Below are 18,700 nucleotides of genomic sequence, written 5' to 3' on the forward strand. Positions count from 1 at the left end.
CAAGCACACCTGCTCGAACTCCTCAGCATTGACGAAACCCGACCCCGCTGGCTGGAGACCTAAAACCCCATGTGCGAAGTCCGGGACTAGCCGGTGCAAGTCCGGTCCGGGGAGACGCCAGGGTCCCCGGTAGCTGACTCCCGGCGTCGTTCGAGAGGGCGGCGTCGAAGTGGAGTGACAAGCGTCCTTCGGGGGCGTGCGACCGGCCAGTCCGCAACATCAAGTGAAGCCTGCAGCGCCGTTATTTAACCCCCGCCCCGGGAGGGGTGGGCCAAGGAGGAGCCGAGCCTGTGCTTGAAGGGCGAAGGCCATGGAAGGCGTCCCAGATCCTGGAGCGGGCGCTCAAGAACCTCCCGGCGTAAGGGGCGTGGAATGGTCGGAGGGGTGTCCTGGGAACTGGAGAGGGCCTACTCGGCCCTGGGGATTGCGGCCCGGGAGTGTGGCTCGCCTATAACCGGCGGAACCGGGAAGTGGTGGGCTGTTGAGAGGCAGTCGGAGGGGGTCGTAGTAGTGCCGATCGGCGGGACAACACAACCCGTCAGGAGCGAAGGGCCCCTGCTTCATCGATGCTGACACGAACAAGGAGGGGCCCGGGTGAGTGCCGAGAAGGCTGTGTCCGCCCGCCGGGAGGACACAGGCCGCGATGAGCGGCGTCCTCTGGACAAGGTCCGAGCCTTGCAGTGGACGCTCTACCGCTGTGCCAAGCAAGAACCCGAACGCCGGTTCCATGCCCTGTACTGCCACGTCCACCGCATGGACGTCTTGTGGCGGGCATGGTCCAGCGTGTGTGCGAACCGGGGCGCCCCTGGCGTAGACGGCGTGACCGTCGACCAGGTGGCGGCCTCGGGGGTGGAAGCGTTCCTCCAGGACCTGGCCGAGCGGCTGCGGACGCATACGTATCGTCCGTCGATGCTGCGGCGGGTCCGGATTCCCAAGCCGGGGCGGCCGGGGGAGCTCCGGCCGTTGTCGATCCCCACCGTGGCGGACCGGGTGGTGATGACGGCCGCGAAACTGGTCCTGGAACCGGTCTTCGAGGCCCGGTTCACCGAGGCGAGCTACGGATTCCGGCCCAAGCGGTCCGCGATCGACGCGTGCGAGGCCGTGCGCGTCGCGGCGAACCAGCGGCAGGAGTGGGTGTTCGAGGCCGACATCCGGGACTGTTTCGGGACGATCGACCACGACGCGCTGATGGCCCAGGTGGCCCGGCGGGTCGTGGACCGGTCGATGCTGAAACTGATCCGGGCATGGCTGCGGATGGGAGTACTGGAGGGCGGGGTGACCTCCCCGACCGGGGCGGGAACCCCGCAGGGCTCACCGATTTCTCCGCTGCTGGCCAACATCGCACTGCATGTCCTCGACGAGGCGTGGCAGGGCCGAGGCTGGCGACTGGGGACGTTGGTGCGCTACTGCGACGATTTCGTGGTCCTGTCGCCGACCAGGCAGCGCGCCGAGCAGGCGCGTGAGCTGGCGGCCGAGGTGCTGGGCGGTCTCGGGATGCGGCTGCACCCCGAGAAGTCCGGCATCGTCTGCCTCACGCGGGGCGGGCAGGGCTTCGACTTCCTCGGATTCCACCACCGGAAGGTGGAGTCGTGGAAGTGGCGGGGCAGATTCTACCTGCAACGCTGGCCCTCGCAACGGGCGATGGGGGTGCTGCGGGACAAGATCCGCGCGGCGACCTCCAGATCCCGGACCGAACGGCCGGTGACCGCCGTGGTGGCCGACCTCAACCCCGTACTCCGGGGGTGGGCAGCGTACTTCCGTAACGGAAACTCGGGGCGGAAGTTCAACGCGGTCGACGGCTACGTCCACGAGCGGCTGGCTATCTTCGCCAGCCGAAAACACGGCCTGCGGGGCCGGAACTGGACCACGCGGTTCACCTACGCGTGGATCAGTCGGCTCGGGGTCTACCGCCTGACCGGGAACGTGCGCGGGGCGACAGCGTATGCCAGCCGGTGAACGATGTCGGAAAGCCGTGTGCGGGAGAACTGCATGCACGGTTTGAAGCGGCGGGGACTGGAAACGGAGCAACGGCCACCGCGCCAGTCCCCGACCCTACTCAGGCCACCCGGGAAGCGATGCTGCACGGCACCCCTGAGCAGGCGGCCCGTACCGTCCGGCTCGCCTACCTGCGGAACCTCTGACCGGCCCGCCAAGAGCAGTGGGGGACCGCCTGCCGTGGCGCTCGCCGACAGGCGCCGTCATCGCGTTCCGTCTCTACGTGTCCGTCGGCTCTACTGTCTGTCCGGGGTAGGCAATCGGCTCGAACCTGGGCGGAACTGGCGGCGCCCAGACCTGGTCGTGGGAAGGCCGCTGGTCAGGGAGGAAGCGAGACAGAAGGCTGCTGACCGCCCCGACAACGTCAGGGGGCAGCTCGGCTTCCTCATCGCTGCTGAGCCCGACCGCACCCGAAAAGACGTCGCGCCGTCCGGCCGGGCGCTGGTGGCCTACCTCGCCGACGGCACCCAGGCGCCGACCGCGCCGGCCGGGCGGACCGTCGCCGACGTCGCCCAGTGGGCGCTCGAGGTGAAGCTCGGCTCTCCGCGGCTGCACCGGCACGGCAAGGACGGCGATGCCCTGGTCGTCCTCACCGACGCCGCCCTGGCCGAGCTCGGCCTGCCGCCGATGGGCCGGGACGAGAAGAAGGAGTTCGTCCAGCGCCTGGGCCAGCTGCCGAAGACGCACAAGGCCGTCAAACAGGTGGAGAAGGCCGGTTGGCTGCTCACCCAGCGCGGCCTCGGGCCGTGGGCGCGGGTCTACCGCACACCCGAGGACGGCAAGCGCCAGTGCGTGCAGCTGTGCATCCCCGCCTGGGGCGCGCTCGCCTCCGGCGGCTGGCAGATCTCCGACGGCCTCGGCGCCCCGGACCTGGCCCGCCTGCTCGGCACCTACGCGAAACGCGTCCTCACCCCGCGCGGCTCCACCGCCGTCTCCGGCCTGGAGCTGGTGACCGCGCTGCGCCCGCCCACGAAGGCGGTGCGCACCGAGGCCGGCTGGACCTCCGGCCCGGTGGAGGGCTCCCGCCCGAAGGGCGCGTTCGACCCGGCGCCGCCGGAGGTCCTGGACATGCACCCGCTCGCCCAGAACCGCGGGCCGGGCGGCCAGCTGGTCACCGAGGCGTGGGACTGGTTCCGGGAGCTCACCGACGACGAGAAGAAGACGGCGCTGTACGGGGTCGGACTGGACGTCAACATGGCGTTCCTCGCCGCCGCCGGCCGCCTCACCCTGCCGCTGGGCCCGCCGGTCCACGAGCTGCACCCGGTCTTCGACCCGAAGATCCCCGGCTCCTGGCTGGCCGACCTCTCCCACGTGGAGACCAACCCGCTGCTCCCCTCGCCGTTCACCGCGGACGGCTCCCGCCCGACCGGCCCCGCCTGGTACAGCACGGTGAAGGTCGCCTACGCCATCGAGCTCGGCGCCACCGTGCGCCCGACCGAGGGCTGGCTGCGCCACGAGCACGGCCCCTACCTCGACCCGTGGCACAAGCACCTGCGGCAGGCATACCTGGACACGATGGCCGCCCTCGGCGTCCCGCTCACCCTCGCCGACACCGACCCGGTGGCGTTCTTGGACACCATGGCCGGCCTCAAGACCACCGGCGACCCGGCCGAGCTCGCCGTACTCACCGCGATCAAGCAGACCGCCAAGGGCACCATCGGCAAAATGCGCGAACGCCCCCGCGGCCACGGCTACAAACCCGGCGAACGCTGGGCCGCCCTGGAACGCCCGACCTGGGACCCGCTGATGCGCGCCCTCGTCATCGACACCGCCACCGTCAACCTCCACCGCAAACTCCGCAAGATGGCCGCCGACACCGGCCTGCACGCCTTCGCCGTGCTCTCCGACTGCGCCGTCTTCGCCGCCCCCGGACCCAGCGCCCTCGACATCCTCACCAAGACCGACGGCACCCTCACCACCGCCCTGCGCCTCGGGGTGTCGCCCGGGATGGTCAAGTTCGAGGGCAGCAGGCCCATGACCGAGATCGCCGAGCTGCTCGCCGACGACGCCAACCCCGCCCGGCACATCAAGACCGGCGGCGTCGTCTCCGCCGACGAGTAGCCCCGCGCGGCCCGCCGGCACCTGCCTGGCGGGCCGCCTCCTATTACTTGAGTTCGCCCCGGGTGGGGCGAGGAAGGACCTGATGCCCCATGAGCCGGGAGATCGACGAGGGCCTGGAGTGCGCCGAGCGCACCCGCCCCATCCCGGTCCACCTGAACACCCGGGTCAAGTTCCTGTGGGAGAAGGTCGCCAAGAACGACACCAAGCGCCTCGCCCAGGCCGCCAGCGTCTCAGTGCGCACCGCCCAGCGCTGGGCCCACGCCCTGACCGCCCTCGCCGCAGGCGAGCTGACCGGCGACATCCCCATGACCAAGGCCAACGCCGCGAAAGTCGAGCGGGCGGTACGGGCGGCCTGGCAGCCACGGGTGAAACAGCGGGTGCGCCGCGACGCCGAGAAGAACGGCTTCATGCTCCACATCCAGGCGACCTTCGGCTACAGCGCGGCCGGCGGCTCCACCGACGACCCCCGCCCCCGGATGATCACCCAGAAGATGCCCGGCTCGGTCGCCCAGCGGCTCTACGAGGCCCGCGACGCCGGAGCCAGCCAGGACGAGCAGGAGCGGATCCTCGCTGAAGGCCTGCGCGAGCACTACTTCAAGGACAACGGCCACCGCGCCCGCGGCCTCGACGTCGAGCTGAACGACATCGCGTGGATGGACGTCGAGCTGTAGAACCTGGTGCTGGCATCGGGTGTGCACAGCCGCGTACGGCGCTCGTTCTCCGAGGAGGTCGGCAGGTGCGGCGTTCCCGATCCTGGGCGGTATGCGCCTGCCGTCGGCGGGCGCGGCTCGGTGCTGCATCTGGCTGTCGTGATCGGCTGCGGCACGGTGGCGGCCGACAGGCGGGACGGGGCGGTTGTCAGACGGCCGAGCTGGGCCCGACCACGACCGCCGCCGGCCGCCCTACCCCTGGCCACCCGAGCGAGCGCCGACCTGCTGATCGAGGCGTACGACAGCGCCCTCACCACCGACCTCGGTGGCCTGGCGCCAGCCGTTTCGCGAATCGCGCAGCAGGGCGACCGCTCCGGGGATCGCTATCGAGGTCGGCCATCGCTCGATCCGTCCGTCGAGGGGCCGTCACAGAGTCGGCCCCTCGACGGAGGCGATCAGAGAATCGGCTCGCAGCCGATTGCCTTGCCCCCGGCGGTGAGGAACTTCCGTACCAGGTCGTCGTTGTCGGGGAACAGAGCAGGTCCTTCGTAGCCGCCGCTGAGGCTGAAGAAGACGTCCTTTCCCTGGCAGGTGACGACGAGTGTCCCGCCGGCGACCCACCGAGCCCGCCCGGGCCCGGCCGGGTCCTTGCCGTCCTTCTGGGTCAGGGCGGTGGTCCGCGGATCGGTTGTGATCGCGAAGACCTTCGTCCGACCGTCGTGCGTCGGGTTCGTGCCGATTGTGCAGGACCAGATAGGGGCGAACCCGGTCGTGACCTGCTGCGACACGTCCAGCTGCGCCTCGGGGTTCTTCGCGGGTGCGAACCCGGGCAGGCCGCAGAGGTTGGCCCAGTCCGGTTGTCTCTCGACCCCCTTCGTCGGCAGGTTCTTCGGTAGCGGCAGCTTTCGGTCGGCGCACGAGCGCGCCTTGGCCACCCCGTTGGCGAAGGCCACAGCCATGCGAGCCCTGGCCTCGTCATGGCCCTTCTCGCTGGTGAACACCTCGGTGCGTACGCCCTTCTGGCACCCCTCGGGGAGCACAGCCCACGCGACGTCAGGGGTCACCGAGCCGGCCGCGTCGCCGGAGAACAGCCGGGCATCCGATGCGGCCAACGTGCCCGGGCCGTCGCCGGTGTTAAGGACGATGTTGAACTGTACGACCTTCTCGGAAGTCTCGAACAGGCCGGATCGGACCGTGGCGGAGCAGCTGTTCCCGGTGAAGTCCTTCGTCGCCGAGTAGCGTCCCTTGTCCTCGCTGATCCGCCCGGACCCCAGGAGATCGTGCACCTCGTCCGCGGTGACGGCCCCGTCGCAGACGCTGTCCGGGCCTCCGAGGTTCGTCAGCCGGTACAGCATGAAGCCCACCGCTCCGACCGGGACGAGGGAGAATGCCAACAGCACCACCGCCAGCCGAATCCGCAGCCTCCGTGTGGTGAACCCGCGCCGATTCAGCGCGGCACCGACCTTGCTGGCCGGTCCTGCGTTGTCGTCGGGAGGCCCGCTCTTGTTTCCAGTTCCCACGGTGCTCACGACCTGCCGAAGACGGTGCGATAGGTGTTGTTGATCCCGACGTCGTAGGCGGTACCCGCGTTCGCCTGCAGCTGCTGGGGGATGCCGCCGTCGAGGTCCAGGGTCTTGCTGTCGTATCCGGACGTGATCATCTTGTAGTTGATCATCGCGTCCAACTGCTGCCGCCCTGCCGAGAAGTGGGAGCTCAGATTGTCCTTGAGCCCCGTGTCGATCTTCGACTTGACGCCGTCCGCGTACGCGGCGGTCCCGATGTCGACGTAGCGCTGCGCGACGTCGCCCACTCCCGGAATCAGGTTCGCTGGTGTGCCGAGCAGGTGGTAGTTCATCTTCGCCTGCCAGTCCGCGGTCGACTTCTCGGCGTCCGCGTGGTCGACGGCGGCGTCGGCGTACACCGCGTCGAGTGCGCCGAGGGTGGCGGCGGAGTTGTGGATGAGGGCTTCCAGCTGGGGCTTCGCATGGCCTGTCGCATCGGGCCTCACGGCGTCCCGGTCGAGCCCGTCCAGGCGGCGGGCGATCTCCTGGGTCTCCGCGTGCTGGATGACGGCGAAGGATGCCGGGTCCTCGGCGGAGCCCCGGATGAGACGTAGGAGTTGGTCTTGGGTGACGGTGAGACCGCTGGGTTCGGAAGGGCCGTGCAGCGGCTTGCCGAGGATCTCGTGCATGTCCGCGGCGTAGTCGGCGATCATGTCGGCCATCGGCCGGCGGAGTCCGGCCGGAAGGGACGTCTTGTCCCCCTGACCGGTGCCGGCGAAGGACTTCATCGTCTCGTCCATGATCTGCGACATGACCTTGTCGTGGGGGTGGACGATCGGTTGGTCGCTGTGCGGGTCCCGACCGGTCGTGGCTGCCTCCAGCGCGTAGCCGAACGCGCTACGTGAGGGCGTGAAGCCGGCGACGGCGTTCTGCTCGTAGCCCTGGGCGGGCCACTTCCGCTCGTGCAGCAGGTAGTCCAGATTCTTGCCCTTCCCGGGGTCGAAGAAGTCCTTCGACGCCTCGGGGTTATGGCTGAACGCGTTCATCAGACCGCCCATCGGGTCCGACTGGTTGGCCCCGCCGTTCCACTTCGGGCCCCAGAGGTCTTCGCCCTTGGCCTTGCTGGTGCGCTCGAAGTCGACCAGGTCGTTTCCGGCCTTGAGCAGGAACGCCTTGTCGAACTTCCCGCCCGCACCCAGCAGCGAGGTGAGCGCCGGGTAGTTGTCGTTCCAGCCTGCCGCCGAGTCTCCGGGCCGGCGTGCGGCCTTCAGGAGGCCGTCCTCCCAGTCCTTGCCCATGCCGCCGTCGCGGGTGGCCGTCGCGAGGACCGTCGACAGGTTGCCGTAGACGTCCTGGTAGCCCTTGGCGTTGTGGTTGCCGTGGGCGAGGTCGCCGTAGACCTTGGAGTACTCCAGCAGGGCGTCCGGGCCGGTCTTGCCGCCGTAGTTGAGGCCGTTGAGCAGCGTGGTGGAGAAGTCCTTGTTGCCCGCGTTGGCGGCCATGAGGGCCTGCAACTGCTTGAGCTGGTCATCGGAGAGGCTGCCGGCCTTGGACATCAGGTCCTTGGCCCGGTTGGCGTCAGCGATCGGGCCAGCGCCGTACGGCTTCGGGTTGAATGAGGTGGTGCTGGTGCCGATGTCGCTCTGGAGGGCGGCGGCGGCCGTCTGATCGGCGGCGGTGGCCCGGTCGACGGCCTTGCCGAGGCGGGTGGAGATCGCGTCGGCCTTGGCCCGCATCTCGGTGTTGTACTTCTTGGCGGCCTCGACCCCGTCGGGGTCGTTCCGCGAGCCGGGCAGCGGGGCCCAGCAGACCTCGCCATCGGGGGTGACGGTCAGCTCCTCGGTCTTCGCGTCGTAGATCGCGGTGAGGAGGTCGTTGTGGGCCGCGCGGAACTCCTCGGCGGCGGTGGTGATGATCGCGGCGAGGGCGGTCGCGACCGCCGACGCCTGTTTGAAGTCGGTGTCCACCCCCTCCAGCGCCGAGTTCGCGTTGGCCGCCGCCACGCCCTTCCAACCGGCCCGCTGCGCCGTGCTGGTGAGGTCCTTGCGGACCCGGCCGTCCAGGGTGGTGAGGGTCTTGGCGACGCTGGACCAGGCTTCGGACGCCTCCGTGACCGCATCCGGACGGGCTTCGTATAACTGCTTGAAGGACACCATGTGCCCGGTTCCCCCTTAGCGAACTGCCGTGCCGAACAGCTGGGCGTTCTTGTCCTCGTTGGCCGTGTACGTCCGCTGAGCGGTGTCGAGGTTGGTGGCGATCCCGTCGATCCGGTCGTGCAGGGCTGTGCACTGCTTCAGCCACCGTTCGGTGCAGCTGGTGACGGCGCTGCTGAAGGCGAAACCGCAGGTACCCGCCGACGCGGCGCTCATGTACTCACTGAGGCCCAGCGTGAGGGGCCCGCTGTTGCTGTTGGCCTGGTTGAGCTCGGTGGCGATCTGCCGGGCTATCCCGGCCGAGGCGGCGAGTTCGTGCGGGGCGTCCAGTTGGGTGGTCGCCATGCCGGGGGGAGCGGCGTACCAGGGCGCTGTGTTGTCGCTCTTGGCGGGATTGGCGTACGGCGAGGTGCTGGGCGGCGTGCCGGGTGTCGATGCCGCCGCCGGGGCGACCGGGCCGGTGGTGAAGTCGGGTTCTCCCATGGGTGTGTAGCTCTCCTTCCCTCCGCGTGGGGGCAGTTTGCCCTGCGACACGCTGACCGTGTCGTGCCCCACTGTCGGTGTACTGACGCACTCTCCGCAGCGGCGGTTGCACGCGGGGTGGGGGAGACGGGCCGGGGCGTGCAGGTCTTGTTACCGGCGGGTCGCTTCTCTGACACGGGCAGGTCCCCGGCGTCGTGCGCCTGGCAGGCGCGATCGGCTCGTCCATCGCCGGCGGGACGGTGTGGGTGCGCCCAACATTCGGGCGCACCCTCACTTGAGCGCGGCCAGCCGGCTGGAAGCCGTCCGCCCTGACCTGCACTCACGCCGACCGGACAGCCCGCTCGCAGCGCGGGCAGATGCGCCCGGCGTACTGCGGCGGGTACCAGCGCGATGCCGGCCGGGATGGCCGCCACGGGTCGACGGCCGGGAAGGAGCAGTGTGAGCCGGGAGATCGACGAGGGCCTGGAGCGTGCCGAGCGCACCAAGCCGATCCCGCTGCACCTGAACACCAGGGTCAAGTTCCTGTGGGAGAAGGTCGCCAAGAACGACACCAAGCGCCTCGCCCAGACTGCCGGCGTCTCCGGCTCGCTGGGCGGCGGGCTGCGACAGGACGGCGGCACCACCGACACCGACAACACCACCCTCAGCAACAACTCGGCGACCTTCGACGGCGGCGCCGTCTTCACCAACTTCGGCACCGTCAACCTCAACAGCAGTGTCGTGACCGACAACACGGCAGGCGGCCAGGGAGGCGGCATCCAAAACTTCGACCACACGAAACTGCACGACACCAACGTCAGCGGCAACACCGCCTCACAGGGAGGCGGCATCAACAACTTCAACATCCTGGAAATCGAGGGCAGCCGGATCACCGACAACACGGCGACCAGCCGGGGCGGCGGCGTGTGGACCAGCCAGACCGCGGAGATCCGGCACACCACCATCAGCGAGAACAGCGTCACCGGAGTGAACGGCCAGGGCGGCGGGCTCTGGAACAACCGCGGCCTGGTCCTCGACGACGTCAAGGTCGTGCGCAACAAGACCACCGACGCGAACTCACAGGGCGGCGGGATCTACAACATCAACGATACCGGCCAGCGCTTCTCGGGCAACCTTCAGCTCATCAAGACCAAGGTCACCGACAACAGCTCCGGCAACGGCACCAGCACCACCAACGCGGGCGGCGTCTGGACGAACACCCAATTCACCGTCTTCGAGGACTCCGCGATCTCCGACAACCACCCCACCAACTGCAAGGGCAGCCCGATCACCGTCGACCACTGCGTCAACTGAGCCCACCAACCGCCCACCCGGGAACACGAAGCGGCCTGGTGTGCGTCGGGTAGCCGGATCACGTTGCCGTGACCTGGCTACCCGACCACACAGGCTCGTCGCCTCTCACCTGCGGGACACGGCGGCAGGCGGGGGTGACACCCGGCAGCGACGGCCGTGACTCCCGGTCCCGGTCCCGGTCCCTCCAGTCCCTGACTCGTTTTCGTCACGACGGTCCCCGTGACGCAGGGACCAGTCCGCTGCCCGCTCGGGGGTTCGGGTGCGGACCGGTCCCTCCACGGTGTGCGAACACCGGCCACGGCCCGTTGCCAGGACGGCCAGCGGGCGGGCAGCGCGACGCTGACGATCGAGACGTCCAGCAGGGTCCTCGCGAGTCGCAGATCCAAGGGATGGTCCTGCCTCACCCCGCGCGGCGGCAGCCGGGTGGTCATCCGGGCCGACCCGCGGATGCGCCGGGACGGCAACGGTGCTGCTCGTCCCTTCGTGCGGAAAGGGGAAGGCGGCCGGTCGAACCGCCGACCGCCCTCGGTGTGCCCCGATGCCGGGCGCCCGTGTCACCGGGTGACGACGGTGATCGTTCCGGCGCCGCCTTCTCGGCGCTGTGCGGCCAGGGCTTCCTGGTAGGTGACGTACTGGCGAACGGTGCCGTCAGGCAGGCTCAGCTGGTAAACGACGGTTTGCGGTGATCCTCCGCCGCAGTTGCAGGCCATGAGTTCAGTGTCCTTTCCGGGTACTGGGGGTCTTCTGGAGAGGGGGCGTTGGTCAGTCCAGCCATCGTGAGGCCACACCCGCCAGGTACGAGACGCTGAGCGCGGTCGCCGGTATCCGGAACCACGGGCTGCTCTCCAGGCACGCGGCACAGCCGACCGCGACGGCGGATACCCAGACGCTCGAACACCAGCTGCAGGTGATCAGGTAGGCGGCTTTGGACTCCTCGCCGAAGCGATCGGCGACCCAGATCCTGAGACCGCCCGCGAGGGTGTCCTTGGTCAGGAAACGGGTGACACGACAGGTGGTGCCGAGCGCGAGAAGGAACATGGTCAAGCTCATGGGGACAACTCCACTGACCAGGGACGCGGCAGTACGGTTGCGGGCGGCGCGGCGGGTGCGGTGGCTTCGCCGCTACGCGCCCAGCACGTCCGTCCCCCCGCCGTGCGAGGGCGGGGGGACGGACCTTCGAGGTCGGCCGCTCATCTGCGGACGATGAGGTCAGGCCTCACCTGGCTCGGCCACCAGTACCGGTCCGCGATCCACGTCCCGGGCCCGATAGGACCGGTCCGGTCACTACTGCGGCCTGCAGGGCAGCAGGGTGCCGGTCGACTCCAGCGTCGTGCTGCCGACGGTGGCGGTCGCGGTGAAGGTGCCGGATTGGACCTGAAGCAGGTTCAGGTCGGTGGTGAGGGTCGCGATCCCGGACGCGTCGGTCACCGCCGAGCCCACCGGCTGTCCGGCGATGAGGAAGTTCACCGTCACGCCAGCGGCCGCGGGAGTGAGCTGGGCCTGCAGTGTGGCGGTGACGGGGTACGGCTGCCCGTGCGAGGGGTTCGCCAGCTGGTGCTCCCAATGGCCCCACCAGCAGGACGGCAGAGCCTGCAGGCTCACGGCGGGGCCGCCTACGCCGACGGTGATCGGGACGGGGAGCGAGACGACGTTGGTGCAGGTGCAGGTGGTGCCGGCCGCGGTGACGGTGGCGGTCAGCGACACCGGCCCGGCGGTGGGGAAGGTCACCGACCCGGTGGCGATGCCGAGTGCGTTGGTGGTGGCGGTCACCGGGGTGGCCCCGCCGCCGTTGAAGGTGACCGCCGCACCCGGAACGGGCACGCCGTTGCACAACACCACCGCGGACACGACGGTGGGCTGGCCGACGACCACCGGGGCCACCGGCGGCAGCAGGAGCACCAGGCAGGTCGGCGGCGTGGTCACCGTGACGGTGACCGGGACGGAGACGACGTTGGTGCAGGTGCAGGTGGTGCCGGCTGCGGTGACGGTGGCGGTCAGCGACACCGGCCCGGCGGTGGGGAAGGTCACCGACCCGGTGGCGATGCCGAGTGCGTTGGTGGTGACGGTCACCGGAGTGGCCCCGCCACCGTTGAAGGTGACCGCCGCACCCGGAACGGGCACACCGTTGCACAACACCACCGCGGACACGACGGTGGGCTGGCCGGCGACTATCGGGCCGACCACCGGCTGGATGACGACCACCGAACAGGTCGTCGGCGCCGGCACGGTGACGGTGATCGGCGCGAAGGTGCAGGCCGCACAGGTGCCGGCGGCGGGAGTGAAGCCGACCCCCACCACCTGACCTGCCGTCAGCGCCAGTCCCAGACTGACCGGAACGACCACGCCGTTGACCACCGGGGCGGTGACCGTGACCCCGCCCGGCAGGGTGTAGGTCAGGGTGCCGTTGACGGAAGTCAGGCCGGCGCTGCAGGTCAGGGTGGTCTGGGCGGTCACGAGGCCGCCGACGGCGATCGACAGCGTCGTGGAGATGGTCCCGGCCGGCGCCGCGTTGACGGTGACCGTGCCGCTGTCGGCCCCGACCACCGTGTTGACGGCATTCAGGTAGGTCACCAGGACCAGCTGCGCGCCGGAGCCGACAGCCGTGAACGTCGCCGGTCCGGCGGCGCCGGCGACCACCGGCAGCGACTGCGGGGCGGCGCCGTCATAGAAGAAGACAGCGGTGACGGCCCCCGCGGGCGCGCCGGTGACCGTGGCGGTGAAGGCGGAACACGCCGCCACGGGGGTGGGAACGATGGTTACTGCCATGCGAGCAGCCCCTTGAGTGAGTCGGGAGTGGGGCTGCCCGAACACGGCCGCGCCGGATGGTACGGCCGACGAATTCCACCTGCCAGGGTGCCCGTGCATGGGGACAGTGACCCGTCAAACGATCACCACCCCGACGCCCCGACAAGGGAATGGGCACCCCACAGTCGGTCACCGCCATTACAACCACACCGGCCGGCCAAGGCCACACCCTCCCGAGCGAATAACCCGTATGAACCAACGTCCGGAACACCACCACACCCAACAGTCGCTCCGACCACAGAACTTGCACCGCGAGGGGCGCACTGCACGACTCCGCACGCCCCGTTCCCGCCACACTGACCGCCTGCCGGACCGGTACGTCAGCGCGGCGATCGTCTCGTTGACCGCCATCGCGTGCTGGGCACCGGAGCGCCCGGCGCCCCGAGCCGTTGAGCCCATGTCGGAGCGAGGCAGGCCGAGCACCTGCCCGGCCGCCTCCAGCCCAGCCGTACCCTCCAGCCGCCAGGTCTTGTGCCGGTCCTTCGTGTTGCCGTCGGAGGCGACCAGGCCGTGCAGCGCGAGGTCGCCGAGCGCCTGCCGGATCGCCTTGTTCGACGCCGTCCCCGGGCGCAGCAGACGCTGGAGCTGTTCGGCGGTGGCGACCTTGAGGACGCCGAGCGCGCCGAGGACGTCGGCGCGCAGCGCGGTGGTCGAGCCGTTGGGGTTGTCGGCGCCGCGCCGGAACGCGGTCCGTCCCGGCTGGGATGGCCGCTGCGGTTCGACGGCGTCGGCCTGGTCGTCGTGGTCGTCAGGCAGGGCGGGGCGTGCGGTAGAAGCATCACTTCTGAGACAGCGGCGGGCCGTTCCTGCCAGTCGGCGGTACGCGTGGCGCCGGACGCCGGTGCAACACGGGGCCGCCGGGCGGGCTCCAGATGGCCTGTACGCAGGTCGATAGGCTGACGGAATGACAGGAGTGCTGGAGTTCGGTGCGCTGCTGGCGCGCCTGATGGGGTACCGGACGCTCGACGCCTGCGTGCTCTCGACGGCGGGCGGCACCGGCCTGGAGGAGCTGCAGGCCGTACTCGGCGGGCGGCCGCCGACCGAACGGCTGATCAGGGACCTCGGGCCGGTGCTTAGCCTGCACGCCGCCGACCTTTTCGTCCTGGCCGGGCAGCCGGTACCCGACGACCTGACACCGGTCACCCGCAATCCGCACTGGTCGGTCAGCCCCGTCGTCTACAACACGATGGCCATGCCCGCCGAGAACCGGCGGCTGCTGCTGGACGCGATCCGGGCACAGCCCCTCGTACCGCGGGAGGGACGGGGTGGCATCGACCGGCCGTACCACCGGTACGAGCCGGGCCTCGGCGCGGTACTCCTGGAACTCACGCACAGCCGGAACCTCAACTGGACGTGCACAGCCAAGGCCCTGTACGCGGTGACCAGCGGGCGGATCTACCTGGTGGCGTCCACCATCGGAGGGATCGGCCGAGGCACCGTCGAAGTGACCCCCGAACTGGTCGCCGGCTTCGCGGGCCTGCTCGGCATTCCCGCCCGCGATCTGGCGGCGCTCGGCGGCGTCCGACTGCCGGACGACCTGCCGCCGCTGGACCCGCAGGCCGCCGACGTGGCCGCCGTCATCTGGGAAGCCCGACGCCTGACCACCGCCCAGCTCGAGGAAGTCCACCTCGCCTCCCGCCACCTGGCCGGCCGCTGACCGGCCCCCACCAGGGCTCCGGGAACCACGAGGCCAGCCACGACCGCGAACAGCCACCGGCGCAGCACCGGCGTGCCATCGAACGTTGACCGGCCGGGTTGCTACAAGGGCGTGTAGGTCTGGTACTTGCCCTGCAGGGACGAGGCGGCTGCACTGGCCACATCGGACCGGGGACCGGCTGCGCATTCGTAGAGAAACCTCGTGACCCGGGAACCCGGCCAACCCGCTGCGGCAGCCGCGGCCCAGAACCGGAGACCGTCGTGAGGGTCCAGAGGCTCAAGAAGGTCAAGGACGTGGTCGATCGTGACCGTGTCCAGGCGCAGCCGCTGCATCGCCACGGCACGCAACGCGCCGTCGGCGAGCATCGGGGTACCGCTGTCCACGCACCAGCGCAAGGAATCGCCTGTGGCCGCGGGAGCGCTCAGCCGCACGATGGCGTCGCCGAGCGCGGTGTACACCATGGTCGCCTCGAACGGGCGCCGGGCAAGGTCCCGGAGCAGGCCGAGCGCGGGGCGATGACCGCACATCCCCAGCGCCATGACCATCTGGTACTGGGTCTCCCACGTACGGGAGTCATGAACCTCCCGCTCAAGGGCCTCCAGGAGCGGCGGACCCGCTACGGGATCGGCAAGCCGGCGCAGCCGCGTCGCGGCGGAACGCCGCTTCGGCGACAACCGGTGGCCGAGCTGCTCCACGGCCTCATCCAGCGTCAACACCATCACGGTCCCTGTCTGCGCGGCTTCGTTCCGGGCGCAGCGTAGGGCCTCGTACCGACACCGTCTGCCGGGCTGGTGAGGAGGGGCTTCTCGGGGTGATGAACCGACTGGACACAGCCTCGCGTGATCAGCCCTCGCTGACCCAGGTCAACCGCAGCAGTACCAGTCCGGCCCCCCGGGCGGCCTCGCTGGCCAGGGGAACTTCGTGACTCTGTCACCATGCCGCGTCACAGGATGTCAGCGGAAATCCGCACCAGAGTGACACCAGCCACTCCCCCACCGACGGCACTCCTCAGCTCCGCCACCATCCAGAGTCAGTGACACCACCCGACCACCAGTTGACAACGAACTGCAGATTCGCACCCGCGAACACCCCCAACAGGCACAACCAAAGGTCCAGACAACCAGTGATGAGAGGCCATTTCACGCCCCACAACACCAACAGGTCACACCTGCGGAGGTGGCTGGGCTACTTCTCTCCGTGGCTCGCTCGCGCGGCTCGGCGCCGGGCATCCGCCGCTTCCACACGGGCCTGCTTCGCTGCCCGCTCGGCCAGGCGCGCGGGACAGAACTCCTCCTCCGTCCGGTGGTTCACCACCTGGCGCAGCTTGCGGCCGGCGGGCCAGCGGGAGCCGCGGGCGTGGCGGCGTACGGCTCCGGGAGGCACGTTCAGGAGGGCCGCGAGCAGGCGGATCGCCCGCTGGGTGGTCTCGTCCGGGCTGAACCGGTAGTCCATGCTCAGCGGGCCGTCGGCGTACCGCTCCAGCAACGCCAGGAGCCGTGTCCGGACGGTGCGCAGCTCTGCCACCGGGCAGTTGCCCCAGCTGCCTGCGGCGTGGGCCCGGCAGGGCGCTGTGGTCTTCTTCGTCGTCATGGCGCCACCCTGGCCGGGGTTGGCTGTGGACAGCGGCGCTGACGACAGAGCAACACGGCCCAGCCGGAGGCACCGGCTGGGCCGCGCTCAACGGAAGGGGCAGCGGGCCCCGAGGGCCCGCGCGGTCGGTCAGAACCGGCTGCGGCGCGCCCCGGGACGCACGGGCGAGGCATGCTCGGTGCTCTCTGACCTCCCCGCCTACATCGCCGGCCCGGGCCGTGGGATCACATGCCCAGGGGTGCGGGCGCGGAGCTGGTAGTGGAGGTCGTCGAGGCGGCCCGCGCCGCGGCTGCTGGGGTTCTTGATGCCGCGGCGGATCTCGTCGAGGACCGGCGTGCCGCGTTCGTCGCCGCACAGGGCCAGGGCGGCGGCGGCTTCGAGGCGGGCATCGAAGTGGGGGTCGGTGAGGTGGGCCACCAGCACGCCACGCAGGGCAGGAGTGTCGACGGGGGAGCGGGTGAGGGCGTAGAGCGCGCTGGTCCGGGTGACGGCGGCGGGGTCGTCAGCCAGGCGCAGAAGAGCGGCGAGGGCGTCGGGGCCCTCGGCCAGGAGGGCGGGGAACGCCAGGGCGACGCAGTGGCGGACCCCCGGGTCGGGGTGGTCGGCATGGGCCAGGACGGCCGGGAGCTCCTCGCGGGAGCAGTAGCCGGTGAAGGCCGCGACGACGGTGCGCAGGGCGTACGAGTCCTGCTCGGTATCCAGCCGGGGCCGGAGGAAATCGGAGGCCTCCCGGGCGAACGGCTGCTCGTCGGGGGTGTCGGGGTTGAAGCCGAAGCCGAGGAATCTGATCGCGTCGAGCGCGAAGCGCCGGCGGTCGAGCGAGCCGGCCTCCCCGGCGCCCTCGGCCACCGCGCGGGCCCAGTCGAACCTCTCCTGGCTCTCCGGCTCGGCGATCCGGAGCAGTGACGCGAACCAGTCGTCGTGCTCGGGGTCGGCATGGACCAGGGCGCGGGCCATCAGCTCGTCCGGCGTGCGGTGGATGCCGAGCTTCGCCTCCAGGTCGGTGATGACCGCCCGGTGGGCCGGAGGCGGCACGGACCCGGCACCGGCCCCGGACTCCAGGGCCGCCCGTGCCACCCGCAGCGCGCGGCGGTGCCAACTGTCGGCGCGCAGCGGGTCGCGGTCGGGGGACAGCAGCGCGTTCAGGACCCAGTAGGCGCCGCTCTCGGCGGCCCAGGTCACCGGGTCGACGCCGCCGGCCCAGGGGCGGGTCGGGTCGACGTCCCACACGACCAGGCGGTCGACGACTTCGTGGCGCCCGGCGTACGCGGCGGCGGCCAGCAGGGTGACGCCGTCGTCGCCGGTGAGTTCGTCGTTCGCCACGTCCTCCAGGAACTCGAAGACCGTGGTGTCGTCGCCGCGCTCGACGGCGGCCAGCAGGAAAGGCAGATCCACCGACCGATCATGCCCGCCGCCCGAACGCCGGGGCGAACGGTTTTCCACCCCCACATCCCCGCGCTGCTCAACGAGGCCGCCACCACGCTCGGTCCTCCTCACCTCACAACCCCGCCCGGCCACCCGCGAACCGCCGCCCCGCCACACCGCCGATAGGTCACATTTTGCGGTCCCTGACCGGGTAGAGCTTCGCGTGGAGCACCCGGTCCTCCCACCACGGATCGTCCGGAGCCGGGCCAGGCCGTTGTCACGGTCTTCACGCGGAACAGCTCACGGTAGGCGGTGAACTTCGCCGCCACCCGCTCGATGGCCATGGTCGAGCGGTCGACCTCCACCATGAGGACCGGCACGCCGATCTCCGGGGCCTGCCACACGCCGTCGGGGCGCACCTTGCGCTTCCCGCCGAGCAGCGGGAACTCGGTCTCCGTCGACCAGGACCGCACCGTGCCGACACCGCCCGCGGTCCCGGGCGCGCTGCCGCCGAGGACGAACGCGAGCACGGTCTCGTTGACCGCCATCGCATGCTGGGCACCGGAGCGGCCAGCACCCCGCGCCGTCGAACCGCGCGAGCGCCCAGACGGTTCGTCCCAACACCCGTTTGGCGCTCCCTGGCAAGGGGACGGATGTTGGTGTCGTAAGGCGATAGCACTCACCAAGGGATGCAGGAGGCATCATGCGCGACCTGCTCTACCTGTCAGAGAGCAAGATGCGGGCGCTGGTCCCCCAATTACCTGGAAGCCTGCGAAAACGTGTGGGTGTCGAGACGGGATTCAACGTCGGGGTTGCAACGGTCAAGGCAACGTTGCCGGGCGAGCCACAGCGATCGTCAGTCTCACTGCTGGACGCCACGGTGAAGATGATTGAGAAGACGAAAGGCGTTCGGCAGCGGGCCGACAGGACCCTCCGCGCCGGCGCCTGGATCAAGTTCGAAGACGAGTTTCGCTTCGGTGACGCGGCCACGGCGCCATATCGAGACAGGGACCCAGACTCCGCCCATGCACTCGCCGGACTGGTCTATTTCGGGCTCTTCTGCTCCATCTGTGGGTCGCTGAGGAGCGCCTGACGCAGTACACGCCGTCCCCTGTGCAGATCTTGAGGTGTCGAGACTCAGGATCT

At 70.2% G+C, this 18,700-nt stretch carries 17 protein-coding genes; 6 read left to right on the plus strand and 11 right to left on the minus strand.

Annotated features, from left to right (window positions below):
• The first annotated feature begins 612 nt into the window (after nucleotides 1-612).
• The 3 genes from ltrA (at nucleotide 613) to tpg (ending at nucleotide 4,727) form a co-directional block, all read left to right on the plus strand.
• Nucleotides 613-1,956, plus strand: a complete 1,344-nt coding sequence (ltrA, locus tag ACFVWU_RS40015) for a group II intron reverse transcriptase/maturase (RefSeq protein ID WP_387630483.1) — start codon at nucleotides 613-615, stop codon at nucleotides 1,954-1,956.
• Between the two features lie 342 nt (nucleotides 1,957-2,298).
• Nucleotides 2,299-4,056 (plus strand): telomere-associated protein Tap, encoded by a 1,758-nt coding sequence (gene tap / locus ACFVWU_RS40020; protein WP_387630485.1) that lies wholly within the window; start codon nucleotides 2,299-2,301, stop codon nucleotides 4,054-4,056.
• Nucleotides 4,057-4,145: 89 nt separating this feature from the next.
• A complete protein-coding gene (gene tpg, locus ACFVWU_RS40025; protein WP_387630487.1) occupies nucleotides 4,146-4,727 on the plus strand; it encodes a telomere-protecting terminal protein Tpg in 582 nt (193 codons plus the stop codon).
• 434 nt (nucleotides 4,728-5,161) lie between these two features.
• Here tpg and ACFVWU_RS40030 read toward each other — a convergent pair whose 3' ends face one another.
• The 3 genes from ACFVWU_RS40030 to ACFVWU_RS40040 are packed head-to-tail and all read right to left on the minus strand — an operon-like array spanning nucleotide 5,162 to nucleotide 8,844.
• Nucleotides 5,162-6,235 (minus strand): hypothetical protein, encoded by a 1,074-nt coding sequence (locus tag ACFVWU_RS40030; RefSeq protein WP_387630489.1) that lies wholly within the window; start codon nucleotides 6,233-6,235, stop codon nucleotides 5,162-5,164.
• Entirely contained in the window at nucleotides 6,232-8,364 is a 2,133-nt protein-coding gene (locus ACFVWU_RS40035) for a hypothetical protein (protein WP_387630491.1), read from the minus strand. The genes ACFVWU_RS40030 and ACFVWU_RS40035 overlap by 4 nt, the downstream gene beginning before the upstream one ends.
• Nucleotides 8,365-8,379: 15 nt before the next feature.
• Nucleotides 8,380-8,844 carry a type VII secretion target gene (locus tag ACFVWU_RS40040; protein WP_387630493.1) on the minus strand — a complete coding sequence of 155 codons (465 nt, stop codon included), beginning with the start codon at nucleotides 8,842-8,844 and terminating at the stop codon, nucleotides 8,380-8,382.
• A gap of 438 nt (nucleotides 8,845-9,282) precedes the next feature.
• Between ACFVWU_RS40040 and ACFVWU_RS40045 the strand changes: the two genes are divergently transcribed.
• On the plus strand, nucleotides 9,283-10,137 hold the full coding sequence (locus ACFVWU_RS40045) for a hypothetical protein (protein WP_387630496.1): 855 nt from the start codon (nucleotides 9,283-9,285) through the stop codon (nucleotides 10,135-10,137).
• Nucleotides 10,138-10,691: 554 nt separating this feature from the next.
• Here the strand turns inward: ACFVWU_RS40045 and ACFVWU_RS40050 are convergent.
• The 4 genes from ACFVWU_RS40050 to ACFVWU_RS40065 form a co-directional block, all read right to left on the minus strand.
• Nucleotides 10,692-10,847 (minus strand): hypothetical protein, encoded by a 156-nt coding sequence (locus ACFVWU_RS40050; protein ID WP_387630498.1) that lies wholly within the window; start codon nucleotides 10,845-10,847, stop codon nucleotides 10,692-10,694.
• A gap of 52 nt (nucleotides 10,848-10,899) precedes the next feature.
• The gene (locus ACFVWU_RS40055) at nucleotides 10,900-11,187 is read right to left on the minus strand and encodes a hypothetical protein (RefSeq protein ID WP_387630501.1); all 288 of its coding nucleotides are present in this window, start codon (nucleotides 11,185-11,187) and stop codon (nucleotides 10,900-10,902) included.
• Between the two features lie 234 nt (nucleotides 11,188-11,421).
• Nucleotides 11,422-12,903, minus strand: coding sequence for a hypothetical protein (locus tag ACFVWU_RS40060; protein ID WP_387630503.1), 1,482 nt, complete (start codon nucleotides 12,901-12,903; stop codon nucleotides 11,422-11,424).
• A gap of 177 nt (nucleotides 12,904-13,080) precedes the next feature.
• Entirely contained in the window at nucleotides 13,081-13,938 is an 858-nt protein-coding gene (locus tag ACFVWU_RS40065) for a replication-relaxation family protein (RefSeq protein WP_387630505.1), read from the minus strand.
• Here ACFVWU_RS40065 and ACFVWU_RS40070 point away from each other — a divergent pair.
• Entirely contained in the window at nucleotides 13,847-14,599 is a 753-nt protein-coding gene (locus tag ACFVWU_RS40070) for a hypothetical protein (protein ID WP_387630518.1), read from the plus strand. The two genes, ACFVWU_RS40065 and ACFVWU_RS40070, sit on opposite strands and share 92 nt — an antisense overlap.
• Nucleotides 14,600-14,700: 101 nt before the next feature.
• Here ACFVWU_RS40070 and ACFVWU_RS40075 read toward each other — a convergent pair whose 3' ends face one another.
• The 4 genes from ACFVWU_RS40075 to ACFVWU_RS40090 all read right to left on the minus strand — a co-directional run bounded on the left by ACFVWU_RS40075 (nucleotide 14,701) and on the right by ACFVWU_RS40090 (nucleotide 18,237).
• Nucleotides 14,701-15,318 (minus strand): HEAT repeat domain-containing protein, encoded by a 618-nt coding sequence (locus ACFVWU_RS40075; protein ID WP_387630508.1) that lies wholly within the window; start codon nucleotides 15,316-15,318, stop codon nucleotides 14,701-14,703.
• Between the two features lie 466 nt (nucleotides 15,319-15,784).
• The gene (locus ACFVWU_RS40080) at nucleotides 15,785-16,189 is read right to left on the minus strand and encodes a hypothetical protein (protein WP_387630510.1); all 405 of its coding nucleotides are present in this window, start codon (nucleotides 16,187-16,189) and stop codon (nucleotides 15,785-15,787) included.
• 198 nt (nucleotides 16,190-16,387) lie between these two features.
• On the minus strand, nucleotides 16,388-17,584 hold the full coding sequence (locus ACFVWU_RS40085; RefSeq protein ID WP_387630512.1) for an ankyrin repeat domain-containing protein: 1,197 nt from the start codon (nucleotides 17,582-17,584) through the stop codon (nucleotides 16,388-16,390).
• A gap of 98 nt (nucleotides 17,585-17,682) precedes the next feature.
• Complete coding sequence (locus ACFVWU_RS40090) at nucleotides 17,683-18,237, minus strand: replication-relaxation family protein (RefSeq protein ID WP_387630514.1); 555 nt, start codon at nucleotides 18,235-18,237, stop codon at nucleotides 17,683-17,685.
• 20 nt (nucleotides 18,238-18,257) lie between these two features.
• On the opposite strand from ACFVWU_RS40090, the gene ACFVWU_RS40095 reads away from it, so the two are divergent.
• Entirely contained in the window at nucleotides 18,258-18,647 is a 390-nt protein-coding gene (locus ACFVWU_RS40095) for an SAVMC3_10250 family protein (RefSeq protein ID WP_387630516.1), read from the plus strand.
• The last annotated feature ends 53 nt before the right edge of the window (nucleotides 18,648-18,700 follow it).

Source organism: Kitasatospora sp. NPDC058190, from assembly GCF_042883685.1.
GTDB lineage: Bacteria > Actinomycetota > Actinomycetes > Streptomycetales > Streptomycetaceae > Kitasatospora.